This is a genomic window from Latilactobacillus parasakei, assembly GCF_049674265.1.
Taxonomy (GTDB): domain Bacteria; phylum Bacillota; class Bacilli; order Lactobacillales; family Lactobacillaceae; genus Latilactobacillus; species Latilactobacillus sakei.
Window position 1 is genome coordinate 1,182,151 of record NZ_CP186861.1, and the last position, 18,715, is coordinate 1,200,865.

The following is an 18,715-nucleotide window of genomic DNA, read 5'->3' on the forward strand; positions in this document are numbered from 1 at the left end:
TGGCAATTCACAAATTACCCACACGCTCTGAAGTCCCTGAAAACTTAACCTGGGACCTCAGTACCATTTTCAAAAGCGACTCAGATTTCGAAGTAGCTGTCGCAACGCTCAAACAGGCACTACCAGCACTTGAACAATACAACCAACCGTTTAAAACGGCTGATCAACTCGTAACAACGATTGAACAAGTGCTAACGCTCTTTAGACAGTTAGAAACGGTCTACGTTTACGCTAGCATGAAAAACGATCAGGATACAACTAATACCACTTATCAAGGTTATCAAGCTCAGGTCGATGCTTTAGCAGCTGACGTTTCAGCGGCGGCCGCCTTTTTAGAACCCGCTATCCTCGAAATTCCCGTTGACCAATTAACTGACTGGCAGACCAATGAGCCAGCACTTAAAAGTTATCAACATTTTATCCAGACTATCACTGATAGCCGCGAACATGTCTTATCAGGTCAAGAAGAAGCCCTAATTGCCGCTGCTGGCGATATCTTTGGTGCTGCTAGTCAAACCTTCAGTGTTTTGGATAACTCAGATATTCAATTCCCAGACGTTGTCGATGAAACCGGCCAAACGCATCAATTATCAAACGGACTTTATAGCCAACTATTACAATCAACCAATCGTCAGGTTCGCCAAGATGTCTTCGAAGCACTCTACAGCACTTACGATCAATTCAAAAATACGTTTGCGACAACCCTTGCGACTGAAATCAAAAGGCACAACTACCTCGCTCAAGTCCATCACTATGACAGTGCACGCCAAGCAGCCCTCTCGCCTAAAGCCATCCCCGAATCAGTCTACACAACCTTAGTCGACCAAGTAAACAAACATCTGCCATTATTGCATCGTTATGTTAAATTACGTCAAAAGCAATTAGCATTACCGCAATTGCATATGTATGACTTATACACACCACTTTTAGGCAAACCCGCTTTGAGCTACACTTATCCACAAGCACAAGCAACAGCGCGCGAAGCATTAGCCGTCTTAGGGCCTGAATACACCCCAATTGTGGACCAAATCTTCGATCAACGGCAAATTGATGTCGTTGAAAACAAAGGCAAGCGCAGCGGCGCTTACTCTGGTGGTGCTTACGATACCAATCCGTTCATTCTCTTGAATTGGCAAGACGATCTTAACAACTTATACACACTGGTCCACGAAACTGGCCACAGTGTCCACAGTTATTTAACACGTCACAATCAACCTTACGTTTATGGCGATTATCCAATCTTCGTCGCTGAAATTGCGTCAACAACGAATGAAAACCTGCTTACTGAATATCTTTTGAAGACCCAAAAAGATCCCAAAGTTCAAGCCTACTTGTTGAACTACTACCTTGATGGTTTCAAAGGGACTGTCTTCCGTCAAACACAATTTGCCGAATTCGAACACTATATTCACGATGCAGCAGCCAATGGAACCCCTCTAACGGCTGACTTCATGTCAACTTACTACGCTGACTTAAACGCTCGCTACTATGGCGATGCCGTCGCCAAAGATCCTCAAATTGCCTTAGAATGGGCTCGGATTCCCCATTTTTACATGAACTATTACGTTTATCAATATGCAACTGGTTTTGCCGCTGCGACAACCCTCGCTGATCAAATCACCACGAACCAACCGGGTGCACTCGACAATTATCTGACCTACCTCAAAAACGGGAGTGCTAGTTACCCAATTGAAACAATGCAAAAAGCCGGTGTGGATATGACGAACGCCGATTATCTTGAACGCGCCTTTGATGTTTTTGAACAACGCCTCGATCAATTAGAAGCATTACTTGCTGATATGTAACTATTAAAAAAAGTCTGGCCAGTGGCCAGACTTTTTTTAATGACTAACATGTTGATGATATAAAAGTGCAATAAAGTAAAAGATAAATTCTAGCGTTGCGATGAAGAAGGTCACTGGCCAATTGGTAATATACCCTAACCACAAACCTAACCAAACGCCTAATAAAGCCGCTCCGACAGAAACTGCCAACATCGCCGGTACACTCTTCGCAAGATATTTTGCAATAAAGGCTGGTAAGGTCACTAGGATAAAGACTAATAACGAACCCACGATTTGGGCCGCGATACTAACACTAATAGCCAAGAGGATTAGGAAATAAATCGATAACCAATTGGTTTTTAATCCTTGTGCTTGGGCGCCAATTGAATCGTATGAATCAAAGACCAAGTAGCGGTAAAAGAGTAAGATGCCAACCACAATGACTGCTGACAACGTAATTAACTGGTAAACATCCGTTAAACTGATCCCGATAATTGAACCAAATAAGATATTTGTTGCGTAACTCGCATTGCGGTTAGATAACGACAAGAATAAAATGCCTAGACCAACAAACAAACTTGAAATCGCACTAATCGACGCTTCTCGTCTTGATTCCTTGGCACTCATCTGGCCAATTGTAATCGAGCTAATCATTGTGAACAATAACATCCCGTTTAGCGGTGCGATACCTAAGAAGACACCAAACGAAGCACCCGCAAAGCCAATCTCGGCAAGCGTATGCGCTAAAAATGACATATTTCTAGCGACAACAAAGACCCCGATTAAACCACATGTAATTGCAATAAACGTACTGGCGACAAACGCATGCCGCATAAAATCAAAAGTTAACACTCAACCGTCCTCCGCTTTAATCTAATTCTAGGTTAGGGTCTAATTGACTCATTGGCCCCATTTCGTATTGACCGCGCTTCAAGAATAAATATTGATCCGTATACTTACGCGCTAAATCTAAATCATGAGTGACAAAAATCACGGTTAAGCCATGCAGACGATTTAGCTCTGCCACTAGCGCCATCACTTCTTCTTTAGTTTCAATATCCAAACTGGCTGTTGATTCATCTAGAATCAAGAGATCCGGTTCACTGATTAAAGCTTGCGCGAGGTACGCCTTTTGTTTTTCGCCACCAGAAGCATTGCCAACCGTTGTTTTTTGAAGGGCCGTTAAATGCGTCTGGGCCAAAATCTTATCTAACGCTTGGCGCTCTGACTTCGTATGCCAAGGCAGATGCTTGGTTAATTGATTAAGGCTGACAAAGCTCCGAATAGAGAGCGGATATTCCGCTTCTAAATTCCGAAATTGCGGCACGTACCCAATATTTAAACTTTGCTTGTCTGGCGAAAAAGTCAACTCGCCGGCGGTCGGTTGCAAACTACCGATTAAGATTCGCACGAGGGTTGTTTTGCCAACACCGTTAGGGCCAATCAAACTCGTCATGCTACCACGTTCAATTTTAAAATTAAGACCCTTTAGAACCTGACGATTACTGAAGGTCATTCCTAAATTTTTGGCACTTACTAATTCTGTCATTTTACGTTTTGAGCCTTTCCTACTGCATCAAATTGCTGCTGCATCCAAGTTAAATAGGTTTGTTTAGCTGGTAGTGTTTCTGTCACCTGAACAACTGGCACTTTTTCCTTCGTTGCTAATTGGTGCATCTCTTTAATCGTCCGACTTTCTTCTTGCTTGTTAACAACTAAAAAGGCAATTTGATGTTTTTTAATGAGTTGACGCATAGCGTCGATATCTTGTGGTGATGGATCCGTACCGTCTTCGATAGCTTTAGCAAAATGTTGGTTAGCAACTTGATAACCCATTTCTTTCAACGCATAATCGAAGACTGGTTCACTGACCGCCACTTTTTGGCCCTTAGCTTGCGCCTTGAGCCCTGCCAATTGTGTTTTCAAACCCGCTAATTTCTTCAAGTAAGCTTGACCGTTCTTTTGAAAATCAGCTTTATGCGCTGGATCAATCTTACTAAAACGCGTGATTAATTGTTTAGTGAGTGTTGGCATGGTCTCTAAATCATACCATAAATGTTCATTGTCGCCATCTGTTCGTTTCATTAGTTTATTGACCGTGATCATTGTTTGCTGATCTGAATCCGAACTGGCTGCCACCTTGGATAACCACTGGTCATAGCCCAGACCATTTTCAATCACAACATCGGCTTGTGCAACCTTCTTAGCATCTTGAGTTGTTGGTTCGTATGAATGGGGATCTAAACTAGGGCTGTTAATAATTGACGTTACTTGCCCGTGCTTGCCTAAGACCGCTTTCGCAGCTTCACCGTAGAAATCTAGTGACGAGACCACCTGAATGCCTTTGGTGGTCTGTTTAGTCTGACCACAACCGGCAATCACCATTGCGACCATTAATAAAAGAGCGACTATGCCCAATCGTTTTTTATTCATCTCTTTCTCCTTTTTAAATCGTAATAGTTACGCTTTACTTGAATTATTTTACAGGAGTCCGCCCGTTTGTCAATCTTTTTCAGAAAAGAACGTCATCAAAAAATAGGAATTGCGACAAAATAATTTCTGTCTCAACTCCTATTAGTCGATTACCAAATTTGTTCAACCTGACCGTCTTGGGTTACAAAATAGCCTGCCCGAGGTGAATCTTCGTTAGGGGCGTAGCAATTAATTAAATAACCTTGTTGTGCATTACGTGTAATCAACCCGTTATTTAAGTAAGATAAATGCGCTTGTGTTTGACCAACTTGTTGCATGACTAAGCGAATCGCTTGATTGCCATCCACAGTTGTTGGTTGACTTGTTTGTGGTTGGTTAGTCGTTGCTGATGATTGGCTATTAGCCGATGACTGTGCGCTTGATTGTTGCGCACTTTGACTCTGTGTGCCCTGCGATTGACTCGTTTGACTACTTTGACTAGTTGTTGCTTGACTAATTTGCGTTGAAGCGGATTGACTGCCTGCTGATGTCGAATCAGTTGCACTTGGTGTTTGACTACTTTGGCTCGTCACTTCAGAATCACTTGTTGATTCTGAAACAGATTCTTCTGACGATTGACTTTGTGCTTTCTTTGAATGACTTGTCTTTTTAACACTTGTCACTTTTGATTCAGATGAAGATGAGCTCTTTGCTTCTTGCTTTTGACCGCAAGCACTCAATAATAACAATCCTGAAACTAACACCGTACTCATTACAACTGATTTTTTCATCATAAACCCTCCACATTCTTTTTTTAGCTTAAGTATTGTGCCACTTGTTTGGCAATCACCATATCAGTTGGGTAAGGTGTATCGACACCACGCACCTTCTGATAGGCATCCGCCCCTTTAGCAGCCAATACAACAATGTCCCCTGGTTGGCTTTCTTCGATAGCTTGTTTAATCGCTGTTGCACGATCAATTTCAACCGTCGTGGCAACCTTATCTTGATCGATACCGGCTAAAATTTCCGCCGCAATGGCAGCTGGATCTTCATAACCCGGATCATCGGTCGTTAAAATCGCGCGATCTGCATATTCGTTTAAGACTTGCGCAAAACCAGCCCGTCTTGAAACCCCCTTATCGCCAGGACTCCCAACAACCACTAGTAACTTAGGTTGATTGTATTCCTTTTGAAGGAAGCTCAATAGTGCCTTCATGCTAGCGTAATTGTGGGCGTAATCCACGTAAACTTGACCATGACCTTCAACCGCTAGGGTTTCCATCCGGCCTGGAATCTGCAAACGACGAATACCTTGTTGGGCAGCGATTAAATCAGCACCGCCTAAGGCTGCACCAATAATGGCCGCCGTCGCATTACTTTCGTTAAAATCGCCAATCAGCCGTAATTGATAATCTCCAGAAACGCCTAATTGAATCGCTTTTTTAGAAACAGCCGTCACTTTAAAGCGACTTTCAGCTAAGGTCATGGCTTGATTTTCAAAGCGGAAATCAATGTCCACCGGTTGTGCTGGTTGATAACTCGTGTCCGCAAATAAGTAGATATTTTCTGGTTCAGTTGTCGTTGTCGCTGCAGCGTACACATCACCGAAGTTTTGTGTTTGCGCGTTAATCACACAGTGCCGTGAATTAACGAGTAATTGCAATTTACAGTGTAAGTAATCTTCAAAGTTAGGATGTTCATTAGGACCAACATGATCTGGTGAAATGTTCAAGAAGAAGCCAACATCAAATGTTAAACCGTAAACCCGATTTTTCTTATAGGCTTGTGATGATACTTCCATTACCAAGTGCGTCATGCCGTTTTCAACAGCCTGGCGCATATCGTGGAACAAGTCCAAACTTTCAGGCGTCGTTAAATCTGACTTAAAACGATCCTCAGGTTTAGGCCCCAGTACCCGATCGATTGTTGAAAAGAGCGCTGTTTTTTGGCTAGTGGCCTCTTGTAAGATTGATTGTGTAAAGTAAGAAGCAGTCGTCTTCCCCTTAGTCCCCGTGTACGCCACGATGAAGAGGTCGTCTTGTGGATAATCGTAAAAGGCAGCTGACAAGACAGCCATCGCCTTTTGCACATTCGTCACGATTAACGCGTTCATCCCGTTGCCTTCAACAATTGGTTGTTCTGCAACGTAAGTGACCGCACCCGCTTCTTTAGCGTTCGTTAAGAATACGGGGCGGAAGTTTCCTTTACAGAAAAAGAGGGTATCTGCTGTCACCTTACGTGAATCATAGGCAATCCCTGTCATATTCAAGTTTGAATCCCCGTTGAGGGCTACACTTTTTAGTAAATGATGCTCTTTTAAAATTAATGTACATGCATCCAATGTTAAAGCCATTTTCGTCCTCCTAGACTCATTATGAATTGGTTTAATTATAGCATATTCAAGCCTAAACCGATTGAATAATGCTGACAAATCGGCGTTATTATCACTAAAAAAAGAATGCTTAAACGATCGATTCTCGCTTAAGCATTCCTCTGATTTAATTAGAATAAATTAGTGAAAAATTCACGAACACCCGTACCGATTAAGACAAAGACATTAGCTTTTGGATCAGCCGTCTTGGTTTGTACTGTATATTGCGGTGTCGTCCCTAAGTAACGGTTTGTCACGCCCGCAATCTTCGGTGTCACTTTACCGATGACGGCCGCCTTCTTAACAGGAGCCGTTAGTTGTCGCTTTTGACCACCTTGAACCACTTGATAATCCCAATCAACATTAGCAACTTGTGTGCCTTTAGGAACCCACATTGCAATTGCTTGCGGTGTTTCAAGTGCGACAGTCTTCGTCCGACCATACTTCACATCAGCCGTTGCAAAAGGTTTGATGGTTGCCCCTTTTTTGACGAGTTGCGTTTGTTGCCAGTTATCAAAAACATATTGCATCACTTTATTGGTTTCAATAAAACGACGCCCTTTGTCACTACCATTAGCGTGCATTACAACGGTTAAAATCCGTTGGCCATCTTTAGTGGCCGTCCCGGTAAAACAATCGCCAGCTTTATCCGTTGTCCCGGTCTTCAAACCGTCGACAACGTAATCTTTGGGCGCATTATTTTGGCCTGGTAACATTAAGTTCCAAGTGGCCATCTTCGTTTCGTCGATCGTCTTAGGCCCAAACGTAAAGGCCGTTTGTTTAGTTGTTTCTAGCACTTCTGGGAAAGTCTTCAATAAGTGTTGCGCCACGATTGCGACTTCTGAAGCACTCATTTCGTTTTCCGCATCAGCGGCACTACCTGGATACGTCTCTCCTGTTAAATACTGGTTATTCAACCCTGAAACGGAATATAACTTAGCATCCTTAATGCCCCATTGACTGACTTGTTGGCGCATCAAATCAACGAAGTTCTTTTGTGAACCAGCCGCTAAATTGGCTAGCATCATTGCTGCATCATTTGCTGAAGCAATCAACATCGCTTGATATAATTCACGAACACTATACGCCTTATCAGCTTGAAGTGGGACGTTTGTTAATTCCTTGTCCTGGCTCAGCTTATAAATGGCAGCGTCTGGTTTAGTCGTTTGATCCCACTTCAACTTACCCTGTTTAATTTGATCTAAGACAATATAGGCGGTGATCATCTTGGTCATCGATGCAATCGGTAAGACTTGGTCAGCATTCTTTTCATACAAAACCTGTCCTGATTGGGGATCGATTGCAATTGCGGCGCTAGCGTCAACCTGCGGTGCGCTAGTGGCCGTAGCCGCTTGAACACCCTGTTGCGTTGCACTTGTCGCAACAGCCACTGGGGTCACTAATAAAAGGCCAGTCATTAAAACCTGTAATATTCTTTTAAACACAATGCTACTCCTTAACTGTTTTTAGCGGCGCCATTTTGAGGTTCAATCTGACGTCCTAGTTTTAAAGGTAAGTGTATCACAAAACTAGTCAGTTCTGGGGTGGAATCTGCATAAATATAACCGCCGTGCAAGGCCACAATACTTTGCGTGATTGCTAAACCGAGCCCCGTCCCGCCAGTTTCTTGTGAACGTGATGCTTCCACGCGATAAAAACGATCGAACAATTGATTTAATGAGTCACTTGGAATTTGTTGCCCATCATTGGAGACTTTAATGATTGCCTCTTGACCAACCTTTTCGGCTGATAAAATGATTTGCTTGCCACCTTTGCCATACTTCAATGCATTGGCAATCAAATTATTGAAAACTCTGCCCAACTTTTCGGTGTCAGCTTCCATCATCAATGGTGCAGGTTGGCATTCTACTGTAATCTGCATATTTTTCTTCTGTGCTTCTAATTCAAAGCTAGCCGCTAGTTGTTCTAGCATTTGTTCCATATCAAAAGTCGTTTTAGCAATTGGCGTTGAAGTTTGCCGAACCTTTGTGTATTCGAATAAGTCTTCAACTAAGACTTTCATTTGTTGGGCCTTCACATAGGCCGTATGTGTGTACTTGGTTAATTCATCCTTGGTTTGATACTGATTATCTTCAATTAAACCTAGGTAACCAATAATGGACGTTAATGGTGTGCGTAAATCATGACTGACGTTGGTGATCAGTTCATCCTTACTCTTTTCAATTTTGCGTTCTTCTTCCATTGAGCGGACCGTGCTATCAACCAGTGTATTGACACTATCAATCACGCGTTGCAAATCGCGATTAACCCGCAAGTTGATGCGGTGTTCTAGATGACCATCAGCGATGTAATGTAATTCACCAATAACGTGCCACATCTGCATTTGGTGATAGCGGCGAATTAAGCGCCAATAAACCACTAGCACATCCGCAATTCCCATCAAAATCACAAACCAGTTTTGCCAACTCCAGATATGCCAACCATTAGGGCCAATCGCAATCGCATTTTTAATCATCCAAACGCCACCACGCAATTGCGGATTATTAACGATTGCTTGTTGCAATAGGACCATAATTGATAAATTTAACAACAATAAAAGGATCACCGTAATGATCCCCTCAGCAAACAGCTCACTCTTTTCTTTGGCAGTGAGTTGTACTTTTTTAAAATCTTGTCCGACTTGATATTCGTTCATTAGACCTCGACCTTATATCCGACACCCCAGACGGTTTCAATCACTTTTTCCCCGTCAGTTGCTTCTTCGATTTTATCCCGTAAATGACTAACATGGACCATCACGGTTTTAGCTGACACAATACTTTCTTGCTTCCAAACCCGTTCAAAAATATCATCCGCTGAAAAGACCCGGTTAGGATGGCTCGCTAAAAGATATAAAATCCCGAATTCAAGCGCCGTTAATTGGATTTGTTTGCCCGCAATCGTTGTTACCTCATGCGAATCGCGCTTAATCACAAGTGGCCCCACTTCTAGAATGTCAGGCACTTCGTTTGTCACCTGCTGTTGGCTACGGCGTAATAATGATTTCACACGTGCCATCACTTCAAGCGGATTGAATGGTTTAGACACATAATCATCCGCACCTGTGATGAGGCCTTGGATTTTGTCCATATCCGTTGTTTTGGCAGAAACCACCAAAATCGGCACTTGTGAATCCTTGCGAACCGCTTTGATAACTTCAATCCCGCTCATATTAGGCATCATAATATCTAAAATCATTAAATCAATGCCCGGGTTAGTGGCAATTTTAGTCAAAGCTTCCTTGCCGGTAAAAGCTTGAATGGGTTCATAACCTTCATTTTTGACATAAATACTGAGTAGTTCAACAATTTCTTTATCATCATCAACAATTAGAATTTTCATATTAATTACCTCATTTAATTTAAACACGTTTGAGTGATTCGCTATTATTGTAACAAAGAATCGGATTGGTAAGGGTAAAGAATTCTTTAAATCCATCCATAAAAAAGACGCCGGCGACAAAATTAAATTTGCCCCAGCGCCTTCATTTTAACATAGGTTTATCTTGCTGAATAATTAGGTGCTTCTTTTGTAATTTGAACATCATGTGGATGTGATTCTGTTAAACCAGCGTTTGAGATTTGAACAAATTGTGCATTGTCCTGTAAATCACGGAGGTTAGCAGCACCAACATAGCCCATCCCTGAACGTAAACCACCAAGTAATTGGTAGATAACATCGCCAAGTGCGCCTTTGGCAGCTACGCGACCTTCGATACCTTCTGGGACTAACTTGTTTGCTTCATTCACGCCACTTTGGAAGTAACGATCTGATGAACCGTGTGACATGGCAGCCAAGCTACCCATCCCACGATAAGTCTTGAAACGACGACCTTGATAGATTTCAAATTCGCCAGGTGCTTCGTCAGTACCGGCTAACATGCTACCAAGCATAACGGCATTACCACCGGCTGCAAGAGCTTTAACAATATCACCTGAATACTTAATGCCACCATCAGCGATAATTGTCTTACCATATTCACGGGCGACACTAGCAGCATCATAAATGGCTGTTAATTGTGGGACACCAACGCCGGCGACAATCCGAGTTGTACAGATTGAACCAGGGCCAATCCCAACTTTAACAACATCCACACCAGCATCATATAAGGCTTTTGTGCCTTCAGCTGTTGCGACGTTTCCTGCAATCAAGGTTGCTTCTGGGAAGCGAGCCCGGATTTCGGCAATTTTACGTAAAACACCAGCTGAATGACCATGCGCTGTATCAATGATAATGGCATCAGCACCAGCTTTTAATAGGGCTTCTGCACGGTCAAAAGTATCACTTGTGACACCGACAGCAGCAGCAACTAATAAGCGACCATATTGATCCTTAGCAGCCTTAGGGAATTCTTGAACTTTTTCAATATCTTTAATCGTGATTAAGCCCGCTAAGCGACCATCATCACCAACTAAAGGTAATTTTTCAATTCTGTTTTGTTGGAGGATTTGTTCAGCTTCTTCTAAAGAAGTGCCCACAGGTGCTGTTACAAGTGCTTCGTGAGTCATGACCGTTCCGATTTCAACAGAGAAGTCAGAGATGAAGCGTAAATCACGGTTCGTAATAATCCCGACTAACTTAAGCTCATCGAGATTTGAAACGATTGGGACACCACTAATGCGGTATGTGCGCATCAAATCTTCAGCAGCACTGACAGGTTTGTCCGCTGTTAAATAAAACGGATCAATAATAACACCGTTTTCTGAACGTTTAACCTTCAATACTTCATCTGCTTGGCGTTCGATACTCATATTCTTATGAATAACCCCTAAACCACCTTGACGCGCCATAGCGATTGCCATTGGTGCTTCCGTAACGGTATCCATGCTGGCACTCATAATTGGTGTGTTCAACTTGATATTCTTAGCAAGTTGCACTCCTAGATCAACCTCATTTGGTAATACGTGGCTCTCCGCTGGTACTAATAAGACATCATCGAACGTAAACCCTTTTTTTGTAAATTTTGATTCCCATGCAGACATAATCTTCCTCCATTCATGAACTTAATCGGCCATCAATCAACTAAACGTTCGTATTAACCATCATGATTAACTGATTTAAAATTTGATAAAATATTAGCAGATTTTTCAGTAAAGGTCAATGGGCTCTTACTAAAAACTTATTTTACGATCAATTGTCTTTAAACAGTTTCCGAACATTCAAAATAAAGGTGCATATCATCAATCTTCGTTATACAATAGAAGTAACTTATTACAAAGGATGGATTGGCATGCAAGAACAACAACGGGTTTTAAATTTAACACGTAGCTATAATCTTCGCGAACTAGGTGGTTATCCAACCGTTGACGGTAAGACCGTTAAATGGCATAAATTACTGCGCTCAGGCAGTCTTAACGCACTAACCGCAACAGACATTGAGGACCTCCTAAATTACGGCGTTGCTTACGATGTTGACTTCCGTTCCCGTCATGAAATTAAGGTTGCCCCAGATCCATTTGACGACAGCCAATTAACTTATCATCGTCTTTCGGTATTTCCGTTTACCGATCAAGCAGACGCCCCTAAAAAACCAGCGAAAAAGGGATTATTTCATCTCTTTGGTAAAAAAGAACCCGCTACACCCGAACGTTCAAGCATGGACCGAATGTACGAACAATTAGTCACAGACTCTCACGCACAAGCAGCTTACCGCGACCTATTTACCGTATTATTGAATAACCATGGCAATGACGGTGCGGTCCTTTATCACTGCTCAGCTGGCAAAGATCGAACTGGGATTGGTACAATGCTCATCCTCAGCGCATTAGGCGTAGACTGGGCAACCATTTCAGATGATTTCGTCCTTTCAAACGAAGTCCTAGGCTTAACCACAACGGCACCCACTCGCATCAGCAGCAATGACGCCCAAGTCGCGGCAATGAATGGCAAGAGCGTTTCAAAAGCCCATCTCGAACTCGTCAGAGAAACAATCGAACACCATTACGGCAATATGGACAACTACTTAGCTCAAGCAATGGCCCTCAAACCAGAAGAAATAGCGCAATTAAAGAAGGACTACTTAGAATAGAGTGCCTTTGCAAGTGTTTAGATTTTGAGCATTTGCCTAGGCCAGTGAATAAGCGACACAGTCGATTATTTGCGGGACGTAGCAAAGCGCAGAAATCTAGCTTCAATGGCACGTTTCGACTAGCGTGCCCCCTTTCAAAAAGAAACCAAAAGAGGTGCTCCCAAAATTAATTTTGGGGGCACCTCTTTTTACCGTTTTTAGAGCAATTACCGCTCTTCCATAAGTTAATTATGCGCGCTTTTTCATGTGATTACAAGACTGTTCTTTTCATATTGGACTTGCTACACTAGGTAAACAACTTTGTAAGGGGCTGATTGCATGACAACCGATTTCGAACAAGAACAAATCCACTTAACCACAATTTATCAACAACTAACGGCCACTTTAGTGTCCATCAACGATGCCCAGTCACAGAATCATCAGGCCGGTAACACCATTAAGGCCCAGATCACCGGCGAAGCTAAACTCAACTTTGATTCATACGCCGATAACCTCGACACCTTTGCCGCCCTAGAAACTATCAATAAAGAAATCGATATGCTCAACCTCAAAACCGATTCATTGATTGCTAGAAAAGACGAAACGTTACGCCTTTTAGAACAACCCTACTTTGCTAAAATCACACTAACCTTCCCGGAAGAAATCGACAGCGAGGACTTCTATCTCGGTTCAGCTAGTTATACCAATCAAGATGGCGAACCCGTTATTTTTGATTGGCGTTCACCAATCGCTGATGTTTATTATCAACAGACATTCGGCCCCACGAGTTATCAAGCTAATGACCGCCAAATACCGGTAACTTTAAATCAACGGCGCCAATTTCAAATTCAAGCTGACCAATTAATCGATTTCTTCGATACCCAAATCGCGATTGAAGACCCACTATTATTAGCAACGTTAAAAGAAGCTAAAACAACTCAAATGAGTGCCATTACCGCGACGATTCAAAAAGAACAAAATGCGATTATTCGTCAACAAACGACTGACCATCTCCTAATCGATGGCATTGCTGGTAGCGGTAAAACATCCGTTATTTTTCAACGAATTGCCTATCTCCTCTATCGACAACGCAAGGAACTAGCGCTCAACGAAGTCTTGATGATTTCACCTAACCGCTTATTCCAAGACTATATCGCTCAAGTCCTGCCAGATCTCGGCGAACAAACACCGGTTAACCTCACTTTGCAACAACTATTAGCGCAGTTGCTGCCAGAAGAGTTGGCAGATCTTCCCATTGCAGCACAACCGGTTACCCTAGCTATTGACCAACTAACATTGGAAGCAAGCGACTTCCAGTCATTAAATAGCGGCTTACCCTTCACAATTGACGCCGCTACTAGTTATCAATTTTTCTTGAAGACGCCGGTGGATGCACCATTGGACAAACGCATTCAAGCCACCCAACAACAACTCACAAGTTATCTACAGGAACAATTAATAACAATCGCCAAAACCCCCATAACTTTAACACGCTTAGAAAGTTTAACGGAAACCGAGCAGCAGCAAACCTTCGGACGCTTAATTCGCGAAGACGAACCATTAGCACCGCTCGCTTTAAAAATGGTCCGCTATGATTACCAAGATTTATCTGAACAATTGCACGATTATCAGTGGTTAGCCTTTGACCAAATTATTGCGCGCCAATCAACTGTGGATGCCGTGATTGCAGCACAAGTTTACAGTTATTTAACGCAGCGCGTTTTCCCCAAAGTTAAACAGGTCTTTATCGATGAAGTGCAAGACTATCACGCTAGCACATTGCACCTTTTTAAACAGCTTTTCCCCAAGGCACAATTCACCGTCTTCGGTGATCAACATCAAAGTATCACACCTCATAAAATTCAATTCAGTAAACTGCCCGCGATTTTTCCTAATCTAAAAACCCAAGCATTGCGGACGAGTTACCGCTCATCCGGTGCGATTACCGCGTTATTCAGTCAGTTATTCCCTGACTTGACTGATGTTCACGCAGTCCAACCGCACGGTGTTCAACCAACCCATCTAAGTGCGACTAATGACGCGGACTACCTGGCACAAATCCAAGCGCAAATCGATCAACTGCCCGCTGACCAAACATTAGCGATTATTACCCCTGCCGGTCAGTTTGATGAAAGCCTTTTAAAGTTAAAAGATGTCCACCACTTATCCACAGAAACGACCACCCTCCCCGAAAGTGGGGCTTTCACATTACCATTAACACTCGCTAAAGGTTTGGAATTTGATAACGTCTTGTTATACGACTTAACCAATGACTACTACACTGAACCAGCAGTGGGACGTAACCGCCTCTACACCGCTATTTCAAGAGCGACCCATCTTTTAACGCTCAGCGCACTTGGCACCTTACCGCATGCCTTAAATGCATAATCAAAAAATCCCGGTTTAGCCAATATAAAATGGCTAAACCGGGATTTTTTTGGGGGCTTGAAACGTGTTCCTTCAGCCATATCCTTCCGGTTAGCGACGAATCACAAATGATCGACTTCATCGCTCATTCGCAATCCACTGCTAATCCTCAGGATATAACCGGCTGAACTCACACTCTTATTCAAATACAAATTGATTGTTATACAATTCTGCGTAGAAGCCTTCTTGTGCTAGTAATTCTTGATGATTGCCTTCTTCGATAATTCGGCCATCTTTTAAGACGATAATCCGATCCGCATTTAAGATGGTTTTCAAGCGATGGGCGATTACAAAACTGGTCCGTCCCTGAATCACATTTTCCATTGCTTTTTGGATATGGCTTTCAGTCACCGTATCAACGTTACTTGTTGCTTCATCCAAAATCAAAAGCGCTGGATCCGTAATAATCGTCCGCGCAATACTGATCAATTGTTTTTGACCCGTACTGAAGATATTATCTTCTTCGCTAACCTTCGTTTGATAGCCATCTTCCAACGTCATGATGAAATCGTGAATGTGCGCTTGTTGCGCCGCTGCAATCACTTCATCATCAGTCGCATCTGGTTTTCCAAAGACAATGTTATCGCGAATCGTCCCTGCAAATAAGACTGATTCTTGAAGAACAATCCCCACATGTGACCGTAACGTATCCAAATCCATGTCACGGATATCAACGCCGTCAATCTTAACGGCGCCTTGATCCACATCATAGAACCGGTTCATCAAGTTCATGACCGTCGTTTTCCCAGAGCCAGTTGGCCCAACCAACGCAATCATTTGGCCCTTATCAACCTCAATATTCACGTCGTGCAGGATTTGTTTGCCTGGTAAGTAACTAAAATCAACATGTTCCATCGTTACTGAACGTTCAATCCCGTTGAATTGTTGCCCATTAGTTGGACGAACCTCATCATCTTCATCAAAGACTTCATTGACCCGGCGTGCACCGGTAATTGCCAATTGAATCATGCTATAACTTGATGAGAGTTGCGCAATTTGATTATAGAATTGTTGTGAATATTGCACGAAAGTCACGACTAACCCTAAAGCAACGGATTTCTTGATATCCCCGTTGACTGCCAACCAACTCCCAAAGAAGATCACGATCGCTGTATTGACCAGCGACATCCCTTGCATCAATGGGAAAATCATCCCTGAATAAATTTGGCCTTTCAAGGTTGCTTTCCGGACACTTTCGTTATGTTCAACAAAGCCATCAATCGTTTCAGCTTGTAGGCTGTTGGTAATAATCACTTTTTGACCTGTGATTTTTTCATTGATATAACCATTTAACTTACCCACTTCGTCTTGTTGCACATTGACGTATTTTTGCGCTTTGTTGATAATAATCCACGCTAAAATAAACGAAATTGGCACTGACGCGATTGTGACCCACGCCAATTGGGTATCTTTTCTAAACATCATAATTAACAAACCAATCAACAAGGCCGTTCCCGACACTAATTGGCTTAACACTTGGTTCATCGCGTTATAAATATTATCTAAATCACTCGTAAAACGGCTAAGGATATCGCCATCTGAATGACGGTCAAAATATTTAATCTGCATCTTTTGTAATTTATTGAATAACCCAATCCGCATCCGGTTGGTCGATAACGCATTGACGCGTGAAAAAGCTGCACTTGAGACAAAGGTCGCCGCTGAACTCAAGACGTAAAAAAGGACTAACGACACAATGACATCAATAAAAGCATCTTTAGAAGCCCCACTGGTTGGTAAATGTTGGGCTTTTAAAACCTGAAACTTCGTGGCGTATTTAACCAATTCATTCAGTGCATCCCCAATATATTCGGGCGCCTTGACTTGTAAATAAGTGGCAAAAACGGTCATCACAAGGATCAGTGCAAAAGATGGTTTATAGCGTTTTAAATAATGGTAGAAAAAGACCATGGCACGTTTAAATTCTTTCATAATTTAGCCTCGCTTTCCCTTTTGAGTTTCGAAAATTTCGCGGTAAACAGCACTTGTTTCTAACAACTCATGATGCGTTCCGACACCGACTAGGCGACCTTCATCTAAGACCAAGATTCGATCAGCATTGACCACGGACGAAATCTTTTGCGCAATAATCAACGTCGTTGTATCGGCTAATTCTCGATCAAGGGCTTCTTTTACCAGTTTTTCAGAATGGGCATCAAGCGCACTCGTACTATCATCTAAGATTAGAATCTTAGGTTGGCCAATCACACCACGTGAAATTGAAAGGCGTTGTTTCTGCCCCCCTGAGAAGTTGGCACTGCGTTCTTCAACCGGTGCATCATACGTATCGGCTAATTTCTCGATGAATTCCTTGGCTTGCGCAATGCCAGTCGCGCGATCCATATCAGCCGTATCCGCATCTTTTTTACCATGTTTCAAGTTCTGCGCAATCGTACCTGAGAAAAGAATCGCTTTTTGAAGTACGAATGACACTGAATCGTGTAAGTTATGTTCGTTCAATTCCTTAATTGGGACCCCGCCAATGCGAATTTCACCTTTTGTTGGATCGAATAAACGTGGAATCAATTGGGCCATCGTTGATTTACCAGCACCAGTTGCGCCGACAATCCCGATCATTTCACCCGCATTAATTTCAAAACTAATATCGTTCAACGTATCATGATCATCTTCTGGATAACGGAAGCTGACATGATCAAAAGCCAGGGTCCCAGCTAAGTCTTGATCTGGCACATCAGGGTACACAATATCAGGATCTGTGGCGAGGATTTCTTGGAGTCGTTTCAACGAAACTGCCCCACGAGAAGCCATCATCATCATCATGCCGCCCATAATAATCGACATCATGATTTGCATTAAGTAGTTCATAAATGAGGCAATTGCGGCGATTGCTTCCGGATCTGTATCGACTAAGTTACCGACGAAATAGATTGAAGCAACAACTGCTAAGTTAGCGACCAACATAAATGAAGGAATCATCACTGAAAAGAGCATCCCGACAATTGCCGTATGTTTTTCTAATTGATCACTGGTTTTTGAAAAGCGATTAATTTTATTATCTTCCTGGACAAAGGACTTCACAATCCGCGTGCCCATTAAATTTTCTTTAGCGAGGTTGTTAATCTTATCGATTAAATTTTGAATCGCACCAAAGTGTTTCCCCATTGATCCCATTGATAAAAAGGTAATCACAAAAACAAGGACCACTAAGAGAATAATAATCCACCATAAGCTCGGAATTGAGTTCATCGCTAAAATGAAACTGACGACAAATAGAATCGGAATCCGGACCAACGTTTGAAGAGACATCATAATCACATTTTGAATCTGGGTCATATCATTCGTTAAGCGCACCGAAAGATTCCCAACTGAGAATTTCTCAATGTTAGCAAATGAAAAAGTCTGAATCTTTCTAAAAGTCGTTTCCCGAATATCGGCGGTCATCCCTTGTGCGGTAATCGCCGACGTAATCGTATTGACGACCCCAGCAATTAAACCGACAACGGCAATCACGATGAGATAAATCCCAATTTGCATCACTTTATCTTGGTCATCTTTCATAATGCCTTCCAAAACGTTTTGTAATAGTTTTGGTTGCCATAGTGAAGACGCAACAGATATAATGGTGGCTAATATAGATAGACTAAAAACGCCTAGATATGGCTTCAAGTGCTGTTTCAATAATGACATGCGCATCCCTCTTTTTCCTGTAAGTTGATTAGCTCGTACAAGTCATGTACAGTATAATCGAAC

14 protein-coding genes are annotated in these 18,715 nt (G+C 42.5%); 3 read left to right on the top strand and 11 right to left on the bottom strand.

The window, feature by feature from the left end:
* Positions 1–5 precede the first annotated feature (5 nt).
* Complete coding sequence (gene pepF, locus ACPBEH_RS06150) at positions 6–1,805, top strand: oligoendopeptidase F (RefSeq protein WP_424350055.1); 1,800 nt, start codon at positions 6–8, stop codon at positions 1,803–1,805.
* Between the two features lie 36 nt (positions 1,806–1,841).
* On the opposite strand, the gene ACPBEH_RS06155 is transcribed toward pepF, so the two are convergent.
* The 9 genes from ACPBEH_RS06155 to guaB all read right to left on the bottom strand — a co-directional run bounded on the left by ACPBEH_RS06155 (position 1,842) and on the right by guaB (position 11,552).
* Positions 1,842–2,618, bottom strand: a complete 777-nt coding sequence (locus ACPBEH_RS06155; protein ID WP_011373994.1) for a metal ABC transporter permease — start codon at positions 2,616–2,618, stop codon at positions 1,842–1,844.
* 34 nt (positions 2,619–2,652) lie between these two features.
* Complete coding sequence (locus ACPBEH_RS06160; RefSeq protein ID WP_424348591.1) at positions 2,653–3,333, bottom strand: metal ABC transporter ATP-binding protein; 681 nt, start codon at positions 3,331–3,333, stop codon at positions 2,653–2,655.
* On the bottom strand, positions 3,330–4,217 hold the full coding sequence (locus ACPBEH_RS06165; RefSeq protein ID WP_416614207.1) for a metal ABC transporter solute-binding protein, Zn/Mn family: 888 nt from the start codon (positions 4,215–4,217) through the stop codon (positions 3,330–3,332). The genes ACPBEH_RS06160 and ACPBEH_RS06165 overlap by 4 nt, the downstream gene beginning before the upstream one ends.
* Before the next feature lie 149 nt (positions 4,218–4,366).
* On the bottom strand, positions 4,367–4,987 hold the full coding sequence (locus ACPBEH_RS06170) for a hypothetical protein (protein WP_056947326.1): 621 nt from the start codon (positions 4,985–4,987) through the stop codon (positions 4,367–4,369).
* Between the two features lie 23 nt (positions 4,988–5,010).
* The gene (locus tag ACPBEH_RS06175; RefSeq protein ID WP_424348592.1) at positions 5,011–6,552 is read right to left on the bottom strand and encodes a UDP-N-acetylmuramoyl-L-alanyl-D-glutamate--2,6-diaminopimelate ligase; all 1,542 of its coding nucleotides are present in this window, start codon (positions 6,550–6,552) and stop codon (positions 5,011–5,013) included.
* A 149-nt stretch (positions 6,553–6,701) separates the two neighbouring features.
* Positions 6,702–8,015: a serine hydrolase gene (locus tag ACPBEH_RS06180; protein ID WP_424348593.1), complete on the bottom strand. Its 1,314-nt coding sequence runs from the start codon at positions 8,013–8,015 to the stop codon at positions 6,702–6,704.
* An 11-nt stretch (positions 8,016–8,026) separates the two neighbouring features.
* Positions 8,027–9,226 (bottom strand): sensor histidine kinase, encoded by a 1,200-nt coding sequence (locus tag ACPBEH_RS06185; protein WP_056947319.1) that lies wholly within the window; start codon positions 9,224–9,226, stop codon positions 8,027–8,029.
* Positions 9,226–9,912 carry a response regulator transcription factor gene (locus tag ACPBEH_RS06190; RefSeq protein WP_011373987.1) on the bottom strand — a complete coding sequence of 229 codons (687 nt, stop codon included), beginning with the start codon at positions 9,910–9,912 and terminating at the stop codon, positions 9,226–9,228. Before ACPBEH_RS06190 ends, ACPBEH_RS06185 begins: the two co-directional genes overlap by 1 nt.
* Positions 9,913–10,070: 158 nt before the next feature.
* Positions 10,071–11,552: an IMP dehydrogenase gene (gene guaB / locus ACPBEH_RS06195; RefSeq protein WP_076631972.1), complete on the bottom strand. Its 1,482-nt coding sequence runs from the start codon at positions 11,550–11,552 to the stop codon at positions 10,071–10,073.
* Between the two features lie 248 nt (positions 11,553–11,800).
* On the opposite strand from guaB, the gene ACPBEH_RS06200 reads away from it, so the two are divergent.
* Both ACPBEH_RS06200 and ACPBEH_RS06205 read left to right on the top strand, forming a co-directional pair.
* The gene (locus ACPBEH_RS06200) at positions 11,801–12,598 is read left to right on the top strand and encodes a tyrosine-protein phosphatase (protein ID WP_424348594.1); all 798 of its coding nucleotides are present in this window, start codon (positions 11,801–11,803) and stop codon (positions 12,596–12,598) included.
* Positions 12,599–12,916: 318 nt separating this feature from the next.
* On the top strand, positions 12,917–14,965 hold the full coding sequence (locus ACPBEH_RS06205) for a HelD family protein (RefSeq protein ID WP_424348595.1): 2,049 nt from the start codon (positions 12,917–12,919) through the stop codon (positions 14,963–14,965).
* Positions 14,966–15,142: 177 nt separating this feature from the next.
* Here the strand turns inward: ACPBEH_RS06205 and ACPBEH_RS06210 are convergent, their stop codons facing one another.
* Positions 15,143–16,936 carry an ABC transporter ATP-binding protein gene (locus ACPBEH_RS06210; protein WP_424348596.1) on the bottom strand — a complete coding sequence of 598 codons (1,794 nt, stop codon included), beginning with the start codon at positions 16,934–16,936 and terminating at the stop codon, positions 15,143–15,145.
* A 3-nt stretch (positions 16,937–16,939) separates the two neighbouring features.
* On the bottom strand, positions 16,940–18,652 hold the full coding sequence (locus ACPBEH_RS06215; RefSeq protein WP_424348597.1) for an ABC transporter ATP-binding protein: 1,713 nt from the start codon (positions 18,650–18,652) through the stop codon (positions 16,940–16,942).
* Positions 18,653–18,715: the final 63 nt, after the last annotated feature.